We start from the raw sequence: 13,730 nt of genomic DNA, 5'->3' as shown, positions 1-13,730 counted from the left end.
GCATCACCGGGAAGGCGCTCCCAGCCTTGATCTTCGAGGCACGTGCCTGAAGATCGTTGCTGCACGCGGCTTCCCGGCCGGATGGCCCGGCTTGTTTGGCTCTATATCAGTCGAAAGCCTTGTCGTTCGGTGCGCTGAACAATGTCTTCATTTCTGCCGACAGCGGCATATTGAGATTCAAGCCTTTCGGCGGGATGGGGTTCATGAACCACTTGTTGTAGATTTTCACGGCATCTGACGAGGCCATGACGGTGGCGATCGCCTTGTCAACCACCTGCTTGAAGGCTGGATCGTCCTTGCGCATCATGCATCCGTAGGCTTCCTTGGATTGCGCCGTGCCAACCACATCCCATTCCGCCGGGCGCTTGGCCTTCGCCGTCTCGCCGTAAAGCAGTGCGTCGTCCATCATGAAGGCCACGGCTCGTCCGGTTTCCAGCGTCAGGAAGGATTCGCCGTGATCCTTGGCGGAAATCACGCTCATATTCATCTTCTTGTCTTCGTTCATCTTGCGCAGCAGGCGCTCGGAGGTCGTGCCGGCGGTAGTGACGACGTTTTTGCCGGCCAGATCAGGGAAGTCGTTGATCCCGGAACCCTTCTTCGCCATCAGTTTGGTGCCGATGACAAAGATGGTATTGGAGAAGGCCACCTGCTTCTGGCGTTCAGTGTTATTGGTCGTCGAGCCGCACTCGATATCGACGGCGCCATTCTGTATCAGTGTGATGCGATTAGCCGAGGTCACCGGCATCAACTTGATGTCGAGCTTGGCCATCTTCAGTTCTGACTTGATGGCGTCTACCGCCTTGAGCATGATTTCGTGCGAATAACCGATGACTTGCTGCTTGTCATCGTAATAGGAAAAAGGGATCGAAGACTCGCGGTGACCGAGGGTAATCAGCCCGGTGTCCTTGATTTTGGCGAGCGTACCGGACTCCAGTGAAAATGCTGGTGCCGAAAAAAGGGTGGTGGCAAACAACGCCGCCATGAAAATACGGGTCGAAGGCATGAGCAGAATCTCCTTGAAAGCTGTTTTGGATCAGATGGTCGGCAGGCGCAGGCCGGGTGTTATGTATAGCACAACTTATTATGAAAACAAATAACCCTGTAACCAGTCTAGGTAAATGGCCACTTCATCCTACCTCGATTCCTTGATCAGGCGACCAAACCCTGGTTGTGCCGGGCGTGCATTGGGCTTGTAGAGGCGGTGAAAAATTGCCAGTTGCTCGGGCGATATCTGCTGCGGCTGCATGAGCACCAGCCAGAGCACATCCTCGGTACACGGCGGCGTTGTCAGCGAGCCCATGAAAGTGAAATAGCGCCGATTTTCCGGCAGCAAACGGTTCACATCAACACTCTGGGCCGGGGGTGCCATTTCGCTCCCCTTTTCGAGGGGCAGGTTGTTCAACGCCGTCTGCAAAACCTGATTCTCCGCCCCCTTATCAAGCAGCACGGCGACAATGGCCAGCCGGCCATCCTCCGACTTGTGCACAAGCTGTGCTTCCATCTCGAACGACTTGCCCTCTACCGTTAGCTCGGAGGGCCGATGGAACTGAATCTTGATCAGCTCATAGCTCTTGCCGAGCAGACTGAAGCTGCCGCCATACACGGCCATCTCGACGTTGCGGCCGCTGTCAGCCACCCGGAATGACGAAGGCCGATAGGCAAATTGAATCGGCTCAAGATCAACCGCGATGCCGTCGCGAATGTCGATCGGGGACTGGCGACGACCGGAAGCACAGGTCGCATACTCGGGCTTCAGCTTGCCCCAGTTATCCGGCCCGCCCAAACCGTCGTACGACCAGGCGTTGTTTGACGCCAGGGGAACCGCCACTTTCATCGCGCTCCCCGATGCAGCCACACGCCTCGCCGAACCTGGCAGCATTGTCCGCGAAGTCGACCGCTGCAAATCCTTCCTGACCTCCTTGGCGATGAGCGCCTCATTAGCCTGGCGCAAGTCACCGGCTACCTCGCTGACCTTCTCGGCAGTCTTGCTTGCCGCTGCCGCCGCATCGCTTCCGGATTTCGGGCGGCAAACTTCGCGAAACAGCTTGTCGTCAGGCGTTCCCGAGCGCACCGGCATATCGAAGGGAACCTTCACTTCTTCCTGGCGCAGCAATTCGCCCTCGTCCTTGAAGTAGCTGCGTTTCAGTGTGGCGAGCGTGCGCTCCGTGCAATTAAAACGATTCGACACTTCGATAATGCGGTAGGACGTCGAAGTTTTCGGGTCGACGATCGGCTTGTCGAGCACAATCCGTCCTTTCGCCGTCGCCACACCGGCCGGATCGGAGGCGATGCTGGCGCGGTCGATCTCGACGCGTTTGCCTTGTTCGGCAGCTACTACCTGCCAGGCGGCGGAAGCCATTGCCGGAATCGCTAGCGCAATGAGGGCGGCAACAAGCTTGAGACGCATGATCGGACTTCCATTATTGGTTATTCTGTTCATCTTATATCTCAGGGAAAAGCTGAGGAATACTTTAGCCGAATTCCCCGAAACGCCGGGAACAAACTTCGACGTGATGACATCAAACGTCAGTGTAAATTTATTCTACCGCTAACCCATTGATTTACCGTGGCCCGAGGCCAGGCTTCGCGCTCATTCCGGGCTTGACCCGGAATCCAGTTCGTTTATCAAACAGGTCTTTTAACATCTTGATCAGATGGACGAATCTGGATACCGGCCTTCGCCGGTATGACGGCGGATGGTTAGAACAAATTTTCCCTGCAACAAAGCTCGTCCAGTCTTGCTTAAAGTCTGCAATTCCAGTATTTTGCGCAGTCACGTTAGGGGTGCCGCACCCAACCCGGTGTCGCTGAGACAGTCCCTTTGAACCTGTACGGGTAATGCCGTCGCAGGGAAGCGGAAGGCCCTGTTTTCATGCCTTCGCATCCGCCACGACATCCCTTGCCTGCTGTTTTGTTTTTCGTCATATTGATCACGCCTCTTCGCAAGGAAACGCCATGAACGCCACCGATAAGTTTCTCGCCTCCGACGCCCACGTGGACGCAGCGGCCATCAAGCCCCTGCCGAATTCACGCAAGATCTACGTTGAAGGCAGCCGTCCGGACATCCGCGTCCCGATGCGCGAAATTTCGCAGGCGGACACCGACACCGCTTTTGGCGGAGAGAAGAATCCGCCGATCTACGTTTACGACTGCTCTGGCCCCTATTCGGATCCACAAGCCAGGATCGACATCCGCAACGGCCTGCCCGCCCTGCGTGCCGAATGGATCGCCGAGCGCGGCGATACCGATGAGTTGGCCGACCTCACCTCCGACTTCGGCCGCATCCGCGCCGCCGACACGGAACTCGACGAACTGCGCTTCCCCGGTTTGCAGCGCAAACCGCTGCGTGCCAAGCCAGGCGCCAATGTCAGCCAGATGCACTACGCCCGGCGCGGCCTCATCACCCCGGAGATGGAATACGTCGCCATCCGCGAAAATAACAACCGCCGCGCCTACGTCGAGCAGCTAAAAGCGTCAGGTGAGCAGGGCGAACGCTTCGCCGAAATCCTCTGCCGTCAGCACCCCGGACACAGCTTCGGCGCGTCGATCCCGGACGAGATCACCCCGGAATTCGTGCGCTCCGAAGTCGCCCGTGGCCGCGCCATCATCCCGAACAACATCAACCACCCCGAATCCGAGCCGATGATCATCGGCCGCAACTTCCTGACCAAGATCAACGCCAATATCGGCAACTCGGCGCTCGGTTCGAGCATTCAGGAAGAAGTCGAGAAAATGACCTGGTCGATCCGCTGGGGCGGCGACACGGTGATGGATCTGTCCACCGGCAAGAATATTCACGAAACACGCGAGTGGATCATCCGCAACAGCCCGGTCGCCATCGGCACGGTGCCGATCTATCAGGCGCTGGAAAAGGTCAACGGCAAGGCCGAAGACCTGACCTGGGAAATCTTCCGCGACACGCTGATCGAACAGGCCGAGCAGGGCGTCGACTACTTCACCATCCACGCCGGCGTGCTGCTGCGCTACGTGCCGCTGACCGCCAAGCGCCTGACCGGCATCGTCTCGCGCGGCGGCTCGATCATGGCCAAGTGGTGCCTGGCGCACCACAAGGAAAGCTTCCTGTACACGCACTTCGAAGACATCTGCGAAATCATGAAGGCCTACGACGTCGCCTTCAGCCTTGGCGACGGCCTGCGCCCCGGCTCGATCTACGACGCTAACGACGAAGCTCAGCTCGGCGAACTGAAGACGCTCGGAGAGTTGACGCAGATCGCCTGGAAGCACGACGTGCAGGTGATGATCGAAGGCCCCGGCCACGTGCCGATGCACATGATCAAGGAGAACATGGACCTGCAGCTTGAGCAGTGCGACGAAGCCCCGTTCTACACCCTCGGCCCGCTAACCACCGACATCGCCCCCGGCTACGACCACATCACCAGCGGCATCGGCGCCGCCATGATCGGCTGGTTCGGCACGGCCATGCTCTGCTACGTGACACCCAAGGAGCACCTTGGCCTGCCCGACAAGAACGACGTCAAGGTCGGCATCATCACCTACAAGCTTGCCGCCCACGCCGCCGACCTGGCCAAGGGCCACCCCGGTGCGCAGATCCGCGACAACGCGCTATCCAAGGCGAGATTCGAGTTCCGCTGGGACGACCAGTTCAACCTCGGCCTCGACCCCGACAAGGCGCGCGAATTCCACGACGAGACGCTGCCCAAGGAATCGGCCAAGGTCGCCCACTTCTGCTCGATGTGCGGCCCGCACTTCTGCTCGATGAAGATCACCCAGGAGGTCCGTGAGTTTGCTGCGGCGCAGGGCGTCAGCGAGAACGAGGCGCTGGCGAAGGGGATGGAAGTCAAGGCGGTGGAATTCGTGAAGGCCGGGGCACAGGTTTACCGTAAAATCTGATCAGCGCGCCACGAGATGCCGCCGCAGCCATTCGGCAAAGGCGGCTTCGTCAAGCTCACCGGCGGCCACGGCCAGCATCGCCGAAGTGGCCTCCAGTTGCGAGGCCTTCAGTCGCCAGCCATTAATGGCCAGAAACAAACCCACGCAGAGAAACGCTACGCGCTTGTTTCCATCGACAAAAGCGTGGTTCTTGACGACGCCGTACCCATAGCTGGCGGCCAGTGCCGCCACGTCCGGCACTTCGTAGGCCACCCGGTTCAGTGGTCGGGCCAGCGCCGAATCGAGCAAGCCCTCATCCCGCAATCCAGAGGCTCCGCCATGCTCGGCGAGGCTCTCGTCATGGAGTAGCAGCAACGCCTGCTTGTCGACCCAGCGCCAATTCACTTGGCCAATTCGTGGAAGGTATCCCGGAATTCACGCATGAACTCGCGTCCGGCGTCCAGTTGCCTGGCAAGGCCAGGGTCATAGGGCGTCAGTTTATACCCGCCAGGAGTCTCCGTCAGGAAGACGGTATCGCCCTTCTCGACTTTCATGTGTGCCAGCATTTCCTTGGGGAAAACGACACCGACAGAGTTACCGATTTGCGTGAGTTTCAGCGCCGACATTTATTGTCCTGGATGGTGTAATTACAGACGTAATAATAGTCACAATAACAGCGCTTGTCAGCCCTCATCAGCACTTTAGCCCGCACTTCTGCTTGATGAAAATCACCCAGGAAGTGCGCGAGTTCGCGGTGGCGCAAGGCGTTATCGAGAATGAAGCGCTGGCAAAGGGGATGGAAGTCAAGGCCGTCGAGTTCGTGAAGGCTGGAGCGCAGGTTTACCGTAAAATCTGAAACATTCCCTCTGGCCAGAGGCCGGAATGTAAAAATTCTTTCGTCGGAAATAATAGTTCTGGTTACCCAGTCCGGATAGTCATAAGTTGATCGTGACAGTATTGCCGTTTCAGGCCTGAATAATTGAAGGCCGGATCCGACGTGTATCGGAGAGTTGAATGATTTGAGGGCGCCTTGGCGCCCTCAAATCATTCAGGATGATGCAGTTCAGCGTTGGTAGATTTGCACAGAAGATATACTTTGGGGAGCCGGGGAAGTAACACCAGTTGTTGAGCTTGTCGCCAAACCAACGCCCAACCCTTGTGCTTGAGCGCCAAAGGGAATCACACTTACCTGCGTAGTCGGACTCATACAGGAACCGCCACTACATGTAGTTGTGGAGATGAGTCCTGTCCCACCGCTAGCTGAAATTGTCTGGTAGGTGCCACCCCCGGGAATACCAACAGGTCCAAGAGTGCTATTGATCTGATAAGTCTGGGAGGGTACTGAGACTGAGTAAGCCGAACCGGCAATTGACCAGGTAATCGGCAGCGATGTGCCCATCGTCTTGGCGCCGAAATTTACCGTCCACTGGCCACGACTGCTCATTGAACCGACATTGCCATTTTGATCGGTCGGCGAGGTGCCGCCGATTGGGTTGTAGGTATAAATCCCTGAGGTGGGCGGCGCAGTAGTCAGATCGTTACTCGTTGCCCAATGCGAGATGCTGTCCCTGGTCTCAACTGAACCATCCGAGCCATTCTTGACTTCGTGCTCCGTATAGCGCCCCCAGGAAACATTGCCCGCTGCGGCACTGAATCCAATCTCGGTAGAGGCCGATTTGGTGTAGCTAGAGTTGTAGGTAACACCGCCATAAGTATCGGTAGAGGTATCGCTGAACGCCACTTTGTAAAAATCAGCAATGCTAAAAAACCCGGCAGCCTGGAGTTTTACCCAATCCACATTGGCAGAAAAGGTTGTTGGATCAAGTTGGACTTGTTCTCCATAGGTATTTACATCTTGCCAAGATCCTGGGTTAGGGCCAGTACGAACAACTTTGCTGCTCCAGGTACCGAGATCTATGAAATTAAGCCACGGGTTGTTCGTCGCGGTTGCCGAGAGACCAGTGATGACGGCTACGGCAAGCGGTGTTTCAGTCGGTACGTAGTTGGTTGCCGGAGCAGCCACCATGGCGCCTGGAACGACACCGGCCACGGGCGAGGTAGTTTCCGCGACGGACGAACTGCCACTGCTGCCTGCCACGGTCACCTCGGCGGCTTTCCCTTGTTCTCCCTTGCCCTTTGCTTTGACCAGGCCATCGAGCTTGTCGCGCAGGAAGCTGGGCGGGGCCAGCAGCGCCTTGGGCAGGGTGTCCTTGGCGGTCACCACGAAATACTGGTCGCGGATAAACTCGGATTCGCCGGCTTCATTCCTGACGACAATTCGGCCATCGGTTACCGAGCCATAAAGCCCGTCTTCGGCTTTCGAACCGTCGGCATTGCTGCAGTCCGCCGCGCAACTGACGGCGGTGAAATGCGTGCCGCGAATGCCGATGGTCGCCGTTACCCCACGCATCTGGTAGGCGTCGGGAGAGCGCTTGCCGATCAGGCCGGTAATGGTGCGCATGCCGCCCTTGAGCAGGCTGAAGAAGGACGAGTCGCCGGCCCCCTTATCACTGAATTTGTACTCATCGATCTTGAATTGGGTATTGGCGCGCAAGGCCACTACCGATTCATCGGTAAAGCGCACCTGCAGCGAACTGTCCGCCGCAACACGCAGCAGATCACCGGTTTCGACGACGGTACCGCGCAGTAACGGAACTTCCAGCGCGCCACGAACGGCGACGGCCGTTCCCTGCAACATCAGGACCTTGCCTGCCGGCTCAGCCGCATGCAGCGAACCCCACGCCAGCATCAGGGCCAGGCTGGCAAAACTCAACTTGTTATTGATCATTTTTGTTCTCCTCAGTTGAATTCGTAACGAATTTTGGCAGCCGCTGCCGTGCGCGAATAGTCAAACAACCCGACATTCGAGTCCTGGGTCGTCCATTGCGCTTCGCCGCGTACCGACCAGAATTTGTCGATGCGGTAAGAGACAACGGCGTCGACGCTGTTGCCGTGGTCACGCCTGGGTTCCGAGGTGGGGAACATGCCGAAATTGCCCTGGTAGTCGGACTGCAGATAACTCGCTCCAATCGACGCTCCCCAGCGCGGTGCCGGGGTCAGGCTGACCTGGGCGCGGGCGGTGTAAATGTCGCGGGTGTAATCAGGACGATCCTTTGTATTGTCTTCACGCCCATAACCGGCAGAGAGACTCAATACCGGTTGCCAGGTCATCCCGAAAACATGCGTCCAGCCCCCAGCTATTCCCCAGTTGTCGGCGGTGCGTACCTCCGAGCCGGAGTTTTGCTTGGCATCGCTCTTGTCCTTGAGCGCATAGACGTCCATATTGCTGAAATCCTGCCGGCCGTAGAAGGCCCCCAGGTTGAAGCGATTGAACTGGTCGAACTGGTGCGTCCATTCGCCGGTCAGGCCATAGGTCAGCAGGTAGTTCTGACGGTAAACCGTTTGCTGTTGAACGGCCACGCCGCCACGGAACAGATTCTTCCCGGTCAGGTACGAGACGCCGCCGGTTGCACCGTAGTTGAGCTGGTCGAACTGGTCGTTATTGGATTTGAAGTAATTCCGCGCATCGAAACTGGCCGATCCGAAGAGTGCCACACCGGGTGAAACAGGAAGCGTCCCCTGCACGCCGCCTGCGTAACTATAGAATCCATCGGACTCCTTGACGGCAACGCTGTTGGAGATCGGGGTGAACGACCCGAGGCCCGGGATGCTGACGAGCGAATTGTTATTAACCCCGGAAATGATGTTGCTGTCGTAACCACCACCGGCTTCCAGCCACAGGTTGGCGGTCGGCTGGTAACGTGACTCGCGGGCGCGGATGGCGTCGAGGTAGCGCTCGATGGCGGCCAGTTGCTCGCCGCTGGCGTCGCCGCGCAGCCCGTCGAATTCGTCGCGTGCACGCTGGTCTTCGCCGAGGATGTAATAGCCGCGCGCCAGGTTGAAGCGGGCGTTGGTATTGTCAGGGTAAGTGAGGCTATAACGTTCCAGCGCCAGGACGCCTTCGCCCGGTGCGCCGGCATCGAGCGCGGCAATACCGTAGTAGAAGTCGAACAGCGGATCGCCGAGTAGATCCGGGTTTTGTTTGCCGAGTTGATAGGCTTCGGCAAACTTGTTTTCCTCCATCAGCGCCTTGATGTCGTCGACAACCGCGCCAAACGCATTGGCGCAAACGAGCGATATCAGTGCGGCCAGTAATTTAACTCTCATACTTCCCCCCCCCTTTTTGTAAAAACACCTTTGGAATTAGACCGCCATAATAACAGGGTCTTGAGGGGGGTATAGCTAAAGTGATAGGCAAAAAGTGATATTTACCGTGGGGCTTGCACTCTGGGTAGCGGCCTGCCACGGACTTGTCGAAAGCCGGGGTGACCGACTTGCGCTTACTGCCGTGTTACTGCCGTGTTACTGCATCTCCGGCTTCGGGTCACGGCTTAGCAGTTTTTCAACCGCCTCAGCCGCCGGCACGTCTTTGTGCAGGATGGCATCGACCGCCTGCGTGATCGGCATGTCGATAGCGAGTTGCTCGGCCAGCCGCGCGACTTCACGCGCTGTGCTGACGCCTTCGGCGACGTGTCCGAGATCGGTGAGAATCTGCGACAGCTTTTTGCCTGATGCCAGCGCCAGCCCGACCTGACGGTTGCGCGACAAGTCGCCGGTGCAGGTCAGGATGAGGTCGCCCATGCCGGCCAGCCCCATGAAGGTATTCGGGTGTCCGCCAAGCGCCACGCCGAGCCGGGCAATCTCGGCCAGGCCGCGCGTCATCAGCGCCGCACGGGCGTTGAGACCCAGCCCGAGTCCATCGCAGATGCCGGTGGCGATAGCCATGACGTTCTTGACGGCTCCGCCCACTTCAACGCCGGGCAAGTCGTCATTGGCGTAAATCCGCAGGCAATGGCTGTGCAATTCGAGCGCTGTTTTTCGAGCGAAATCCGGATTATTGGCCGCCAGGGTGATTGCCGTCGGCAGCCCCTTACCGACTTCCTCGGCAAAACTTGGCCCGGTCAACGCACCACACAGGGCATCTTCACCCAGTTCTTCGGCAACGATCTGATGCGGGAGCTTTGCCGTTTCGGCTTCCATCCCCTTGCACACCCAGATCAGCGGCTTCACCTGATTGGCTTCATGCAAACGGCGCAGTGTCGGACGGAAACCGATCAGCGGGGTGGCAAAAATCAGCAATTCGGCATCGGCAACCGAAGCGTCAAAATCAGTACCAATCAACAAGGCATCGGGCAGGCGATGGCCGGGGAAAAATCGCCGGTTCTCGCGCTCGGCCAGCATGGTTTGCGTGACGTCGTCCTCGCGCGTCCACAGCGTAACGCGATGCCTGGCGCTAAAGGTGATGGCCAGCGCCGTGCCCCAGGCGCCGGCAGCGATGACGGTGAGATTCAAGCTCAAAGACCCCAGATCTGATTGGCGCGAACAAAACCGGACTGGCCGTCAAGATGGCGGACCTTGATCCAGCCACCGGGCATCGCTTCCAGATACTCGAGAGCTACGTTCTTTTCGGCCGCGAATACCAGCGGCGAACCCTCTTCCGCCTTCTGCCGCACCTCGGCGCGATTGGCCGTAACGATGACCGATCGCTTTTCAGACAGATATTTCTTCTCGATCCAGGCCAGGCCACCCTCGGCATCCCGTACCTTGGACCAGCCTTCGAGGCTGACTACCACCTCGACCGGGGTGTCGCGCTTGATGACGAAGAGCTTGCTGCCGCGCTGCGAGGGCGCGTCGTAGAGCACCGCCGCCGCATCCACCGTGCGGTATTCGATGGCGTTCGCTGGCAGTGAGAAGCCCGCCGTGACGAGCATCAAGGTCAGCAGTCGCTTCATTTCAAGCACTCCTGTTACTGAATCGTGTCCGTACTTGCCGCAGCCGTCGCACCAGCCTCTGCCCCCGCTTGTTCCTGCTGGGCGCGAGCAGCGTACAGGGCTTCAAAATTGACCGGCTGCAAAAGCACGGGGGCAAAACCGGCACGCGTAATCGACTCGGAAACCACTTCACGGGCATAGGGGAAGAGGATGTTCGGGCAGGCAATCGAAAGCAGCGGCTCAAGGTTGTCTTCCGGCACATTCTTGACGCGGAAGATCCCGGCCTGACCGACTTCAACAAGAAACACGGTCTTTTCGACCAGCTTGGCCGTTACCGTTACCGTCAGGGTGACTTCATAGGCGCCGTCGCCAAGAACCTTGACGCCGGTCTGCAACTGGATGTTGACTTCGGGGCTTTCACGCTCCAGATAGATTTCCGGGGCGTTCGGGACCTCAAGCGAAAGGTCTTTGACGTAGAGTTTTTCAATGGCAAATGAGGGAGCTTCTTGTTGTTCAGTCATGATGATTTTCTTGGTTAGTTGAATAGCAGGAATAGTCCGGCTGGCTGAGAATCTGTCAGGCAGCAGTGCCGCATGACAGCAGGGGAAGCAGTTTTCCGGCGTGATCGAGAGCGACCAGTTCATCACAGCCGCCGACATGGGTGTCGCCAATATAGATTTGCGGAACAGTACGGCGCGCTGTCCTGTCCATCATCTCGACACGACGCGCCGGATCAAGATCGATACGCACCTTTTCGATCTCGGTCACACCGCGCGCACGCAGCAACTGTTCGGCGCGCACGCAGAACGGACAAACAGCCGTCGAGTACATCAGGACGCGAGGCGCAGCACTCATTTTTTCGTGCCTTTTTTAAGGGGCAGACCGACCGCGCGCCAGGCATTGATTCCGCCGTCCAGATTGTGAACCTTGGTAAAGCCAAGCTTTGCCAATTGCTTGCAGGCGCCAGATGAACGCGCTCCGGACTGACAAATAAGAATCAGAGGAGTGTCCTTGAGTTTGTCGAGCTCGCCAGCACGCTCTTGAAGCCGCCCAGCCGGAAAATTGCGTGATTCCGGCAAATGCCCAGCCACATATTCATCGGGTTCTCGCACATCGATGATCTGGGCGTTCTCACGATTGATCAACATGGTGGCCTGGGTCGGCGTCAGTGAATTGCTGTCGCCAGGGCGGCGAAACGACATGACGGCAACCATGGTGCCGCTGATGATGGCAATGATTACAAGGTAGATGTTTTGTTGAATGAATTCCAAGCGAGGCTCCAGAGACTGCGAAAAAAGAAAAAAGACTAATTGCGGATTAGTCGCGACAAGCCGATCAGGGTATATGCATGAAACGGGCCGCTACTAATTACCGCAGAAAACCTCACGCATCATGCCGATCAACTGCAAGGTGCGCGTGTCGCCAACACGATAATAGACACGGTTGGCTTCCTTGCGCGTAAGTAGCACGCCCTTGTCGCGCAAAATGGCCAGATGCTGGGAGATATTGCTTTGCGAAGTACCGACCGCCTCAACGATCTCCTGTACGCAGGCCTCCTGATCGCCGACCACACACAGTATTTTCAGGCGCAGGGGATGTGATATCGACTTGAGCGCGCGCGCTGCCTGTTCGATGTGTTCCTGCTTGTCAATGAGGCTAACTTGTATCGCCACGATGCCTGAGACTCGTTAAGTATGAGGAATCATTATAGAATAATTAACGATCCGGGGGGCACCCCCAAGGCAACCCCCTTAGGCAGTCGCATGAACCTCATCAGCAAATCCAGGAAGCACTTCTACCGCAGTATCAGTCCAAACCTGTTTGGAAGGCGTTTTTCCTGCAGTTTGTTTTGCGCTCTGATTTGCGCTGGTTTGATGATCCCCGCCCATGGGCTAACCAAGGAAAAGCAGAACGTACCGCCAACGAGTAGCGAAATTACCGAGAAAAAAGGGGACCTGAAGGAACTGCGCGAACAGATCGAATCGCTGCGCAAGGGAATGGCCAGTGCTGAGGGGAAACGGACCGACGCCGCCGACCAGTTGAAAGAAGTCGAGCAGGTAATTTCGGCCACCCAGCGCGATTTGCACAATCTGACCACCCAGCGCGACAAACTGCAGGGGACGATGAAGTATCTGGGCGCCCAGTCGCGCGAACTGGAAACCCGCCTGAACAATCAGCAGGTACAACTGGAAATGCTCGTTTATCGTCAATACCTGCAGGGCACGCCGGATTCATTGCGGCTGCTGCTCAACGGCGACGACCCGAGCCAGATGGCACGCGACCTGCATTACCTCGCCGCCATTGGCCTGGCACGCAGCCAGCTCCTGGGTGAAATTGAAACCTCTTTGCAGCGCAAGAAGGCGCTTGCTGCAGACACGCAGGAACGCGCCGATGAACTTGCGGCCATCGAGGCCAGGCAGAAGGAACAGCACGGAAAACTTGTTGCGCAGCGTGAACAAAGAAAATTGGTGCTGGAAAATATCTCGGCGAAAATTCTCGACCAGCGGCGCCAGATCGGCACCCTGCAGCGCGACGAGAAACAGCTTTCACAACTGATCGTTCGGCTGGCCAAGATCATCGCCGCAAAACCTGCCCCGCGTCGTGACGTACCGCGCAAAGTGACACGGCAGGGAACGGCCCCGCCCCCCCCAGTGAAACCATCGACAACCGGGATCAGTAACGAGAGCACGCCGGAAGCCGCAGCCACCGGAAATTTTGCCCGTCTTAAAGGCGACTTGCGCTTGCCGACACGCGGTGTTGTCAGCAACCGCTTTGGCGGCGCACGTCAGGAGGGCAGCACCTGGAAAGGACTGTTCATCCTTGCCAACCCAGGCAGCAGTGTCAAGGCCATTGCCGGCGGTCGCGTGGTTTTTGCCGACTGGATGCGCGGTTTTGGCAATCTGATGATCGTCGACCACGGCAGCAACTACCTGTCGATCTACGGCAACAATGACGCACTGCTGAAACAGGTCGGGGACGACATCCGCGCTGGCGACACCATCGCCTCGGTGGGGAACAGCGGTGGCAACCCGGAATCCGGTTTATACTTTGAGTTGCGTCATCAGGGGCAACCGCTCGACCCGCTGAAATGGGTCAATCTGAAATGAT

General features: G+C 57.8%; 15 protein-coding genes and 1 riboswitch. Of the genes, 3 read left to right on the top strand and 12 right to left on the bottom strand.

Annotated features, from left to right (window positions below; translation table 11 throughout):
* Positions 1 to 106: 106 nt before the first annotated feature.
* Both ACOYNV_RS00995 and ACOYNV_RS00990 read right to left on the bottom strand, forming a co-directional pair.
* Complete coding sequence (locus tag ACOYNV_RS00995; protein WP_422897864.1) at positions 107 to 1,003, bottom strand: glutamate/aspartate ABC transporter substrate-binding protein; 897 nt, start codon at positions 1,001 to 1,003, stop codon at positions 107 to 109.
* A gap of 129 nt (positions 1,004 to 1,132) precedes the next feature.
* On the bottom strand, positions 1,133 to 2,407 hold the full coding sequence (locus ACOYNV_RS00990; RefSeq protein WP_422897863.1) for a carbonic anhydrase: 1,275 nt from the start codon (positions 2,405 to 2,407) through the stop codon (positions 1,133 to 1,135).
* 363 nt (positions 2,408 to 2,770) lie between these two features.
* Positions 2,771 to 2,870, top strand: a riboswitch (TPP riboswitch).
* On the opposite strand from ACOYNV_RS00990, the gene thiC reads away from it, so the two are divergent.
* The gene (thiC, locus tag ACOYNV_RS00985; protein WP_422897862.1) at positions 2,839 to 4,872 is read left to right on the top strand and encodes a phosphomethylpyrimidine synthase ThiC; all 2,034 of its coding nucleotides are present in this window, start codon (positions 2,839 to 2,841) and stop codon (positions 4,870 to 4,872) included. It overlaps the preceding riboswitch by 32 nt.
* On the opposite strand, the gene ACOYNV_RS00980 is transcribed toward thiC, so the two are convergent.
* Positions 4,873 to 5,256, bottom strand: coding sequence for a type II toxin-antitoxin system death-on-curing family toxin (locus ACOYNV_RS00980; RefSeq protein ID WP_422897861.1), 384 nt, complete (start codon positions 5,254 to 5,256; stop codon positions 4,873 to 4,875).
* Positions 5,253 to 5,477 (bottom strand): AbrB/MazE/SpoVT family DNA-binding domain-containing protein, encoded by a 225-nt coding sequence (locus ACOYNV_RS00975; protein WP_422897860.1) that lies wholly within the window; start codon positions 5,475 to 5,477, stop codon positions 5,253 to 5,255. Before ACOYNV_RS00975 ends, ACOYNV_RS00980 begins: the two co-directional genes overlap by 4 nt.
* A 95-nt stretch (positions 5,478 to 5,572) precedes the next feature.
* On the opposite strand from ACOYNV_RS00975, the gene ACOYNV_RS00970 reads away from it, so the two are divergent.
* Complete coding sequence (locus ACOYNV_RS00970) at positions 5,573 to 5,707, top strand: hypothetical protein (protein WP_422897859.1); 135 nt, start codon at positions 5,573 to 5,575, stop codon at positions 5,705 to 5,707.
* 207 nt (positions 5,708 to 5,914) lie between these two features.
* Here the strand turns inward: ACOYNV_RS00970 and ACOYNV_RS00965 are convergent, their stop codons facing one another.
* The 8 genes from ACOYNV_RS00965 to ACOYNV_RS00930 all read right to left on the bottom strand — a co-directional run bounded on the left by ACOYNV_RS00965 (position 5,915) and on the right by ACOYNV_RS00930 (position 12,295).
* Positions 5,915 to 7,639, bottom strand: a complete 1,725-nt coding sequence (locus ACOYNV_RS00965) for a FecR domain-containing protein (RefSeq protein WP_422897858.1) — start codon at positions 7,637 to 7,639, stop codon at positions 5,915 to 5,917.
* A gap of 11 nt (positions 7,640 to 7,650) precedes the next feature.
* Positions 7,651 to 9,018 carry a hypothetical protein gene (locus ACOYNV_RS00960; protein ID WP_422897857.1) on the bottom strand — a complete coding sequence of 456 codons (1,368 nt, stop codon included), beginning with the start codon at positions 9,016 to 9,018 and terminating at the stop codon, positions 7,651 to 7,653.
* Positions 9,019 to 9,213: 195 nt separating this feature from the next.
* On the bottom strand, positions 9,214 to 10,203 hold the full coding sequence (locus tag ACOYNV_RS00955; protein WP_422897856.1) for an NAD(P)H-dependent glycerol-3-phosphate dehydrogenase: 990 nt from the start codon (positions 10,201 to 10,203) through the stop codon (positions 9,214 to 9,216).
* A 2-nt stretch (positions 10,204 to 10,205) separates the two neighbouring features.
* Entirely contained in the window at positions 10,206 to 10,643 is a 438-nt protein-coding gene (locus ACOYNV_RS00950; RefSeq protein ID WP_422897855.1) for an SH3 domain-containing protein, read from the bottom strand.
* Positions 10,644 to 10,657: 14 nt separating this feature from the next.
* On the bottom strand, positions 10,658 to 11,143 hold the full coding sequence (gene secB / locus ACOYNV_RS00945) for a protein-export chaperone SecB (protein WP_422897854.1): 486 nt from the start codon (positions 11,141 to 11,143) through the stop codon (positions 10,658 to 10,660).
* Between the two features lie 55 nt (positions 11,144 to 11,198).
* The gene (gene grxC, locus ACOYNV_RS00940) at positions 11,199 to 11,477 is read right to left on the bottom strand and encodes a glutaredoxin 3 (RefSeq protein WP_422897853.1); all 279 of its coding nucleotides are present in this window, start codon (positions 11,475 to 11,477) and stop codon (positions 11,199 to 11,201) included.
* On the bottom strand, positions 11,474 to 11,893 hold the full coding sequence (locus ACOYNV_RS00935) for a rhodanese-like domain-containing protein (RefSeq protein ID WP_422897852.1): 420 nt from the start codon (positions 11,891 to 11,893) through the stop codon (positions 11,474 to 11,476). Before ACOYNV_RS00935 ends, grxC begins: the two co-directional genes overlap by 4 nt.
* A gap of 93 nt (positions 11,894 to 11,986) precedes the next feature.
* Positions 11,987 to 12,295 (bottom strand): ArsR/SmtB family transcription factor, encoded by a 309-nt coding sequence (locus ACOYNV_RS00930; protein WP_422897851.1) that lies wholly within the window; start codon positions 12,293 to 12,295, stop codon positions 11,987 to 11,989.
* A 201-nt stretch (positions 12,296 to 12,496) separates the two neighbouring features.
* Here ACOYNV_RS00930 and ACOYNV_RS00925 point away from each other — a divergent pair, with 201 nt between their 5' ends.
* On the top strand, positions 12,497 to 13,729 hold the full coding sequence (locus ACOYNV_RS00925) for a murein hydrolase activator EnvC family protein (RefSeq protein WP_422897850.1): 1,233 nt from the start codon (positions 12,497 to 12,499) through the stop codon (positions 13,727 to 13,729).
* Position 13,730: the final 1 nt, after the last annotated feature.

The organism is Propionivibrio sp. (assembly GCF_049316945.1).
In the GTDB taxonomy this organism is placed as follows: Bacteria; Pseudomonadota; Gammaproteobacteria; order Burkholderiales; family Rhodocyclaceae; genus Propionivibrio.
The sequence above is the reverse complement of the archived record's forward strand: the minus strand, read 5'-3'. Positions and strand labels throughout refer to the sequence as shown.

Bases quoted from the DNA above. Each gene is read 5' to 3' on its own strand.
- ACOYNV_RS00995 (WP_422897864.1), bottom strand. From the start codon at position 1,003: ATGCCTTCGACCCGTATTTTCATGGCGGCGTTGTTTGCCACCACCCTT.
- ACOYNV_RS00970 (WP_422897859.1), top strand. From the start codon at position 5,573: ATGAAAATCACCCAGGAAGTGCGCGAGTTCGCGGTGGCGCAAGGCGTT.
- secB (WP_422897854.1), bottom strand. From the start codon at position 11,143: ATGACTGAACAACAAGAAGCTCCCTCATTTGCCATTGAAAAACTCTAC.
- ACOYNV_RS00925 (WP_422897850.1), top strand. From the start codon at position 12,497: ATGATCCCCGCCCATGGGCTAACCAAGGAAAAGCAGAACGTACCGCCA.
- grxC (WP_422897853.1), bottom strand. From the start codon at position 11,477: ATGAGTGCTGCGCCTCGCGTCCTGATGTACTCGACGGCTGTTTGTCCG.
- thiC (WP_422897862.1), top strand. From the start codon at position 2,839: ATGCCGTCGCAGGGAAGCGGAAGGCCCTGTTTTCATGCCTTCGCATCC.
- ACOYNV_RS00975 (WP_422897860.1), bottom strand. From the start codon at position 5,477: ATGTCGGCGCTGAAACTCACGCAAATCGGTAACTCTGTCGGTGTCGTT.
- ACOYNV_RS00990 (WP_422897863.1), bottom strand. From the start codon at position 2,407: ATGCGTCTCAAGCTTGTTGCCGCCCTCATTGCGCTAGCGATTCCGGCA.
- ACOYNV_RS00960 (WP_422897857.1), bottom strand. From the start codon at position 9,018: ATGAGAGTTAAATTACTGGCCGCACTGATATCGCTCGTTTGCGCCAAT.
- ACOYNV_RS00950 (WP_422897855.1), bottom strand. From the start codon at position 10,643: ATGAAGCGACTGCTGACCTTGATGCTCGTCACGGCGGGCTTCTCACTG.
- ACOYNV_RS00965 (WP_422897858.1), bottom strand. From the start codon at position 7,639: ATGATCAATAACAAGTTGAGTTTTGCCAGCCTGGCCCTGATGCTGGCG.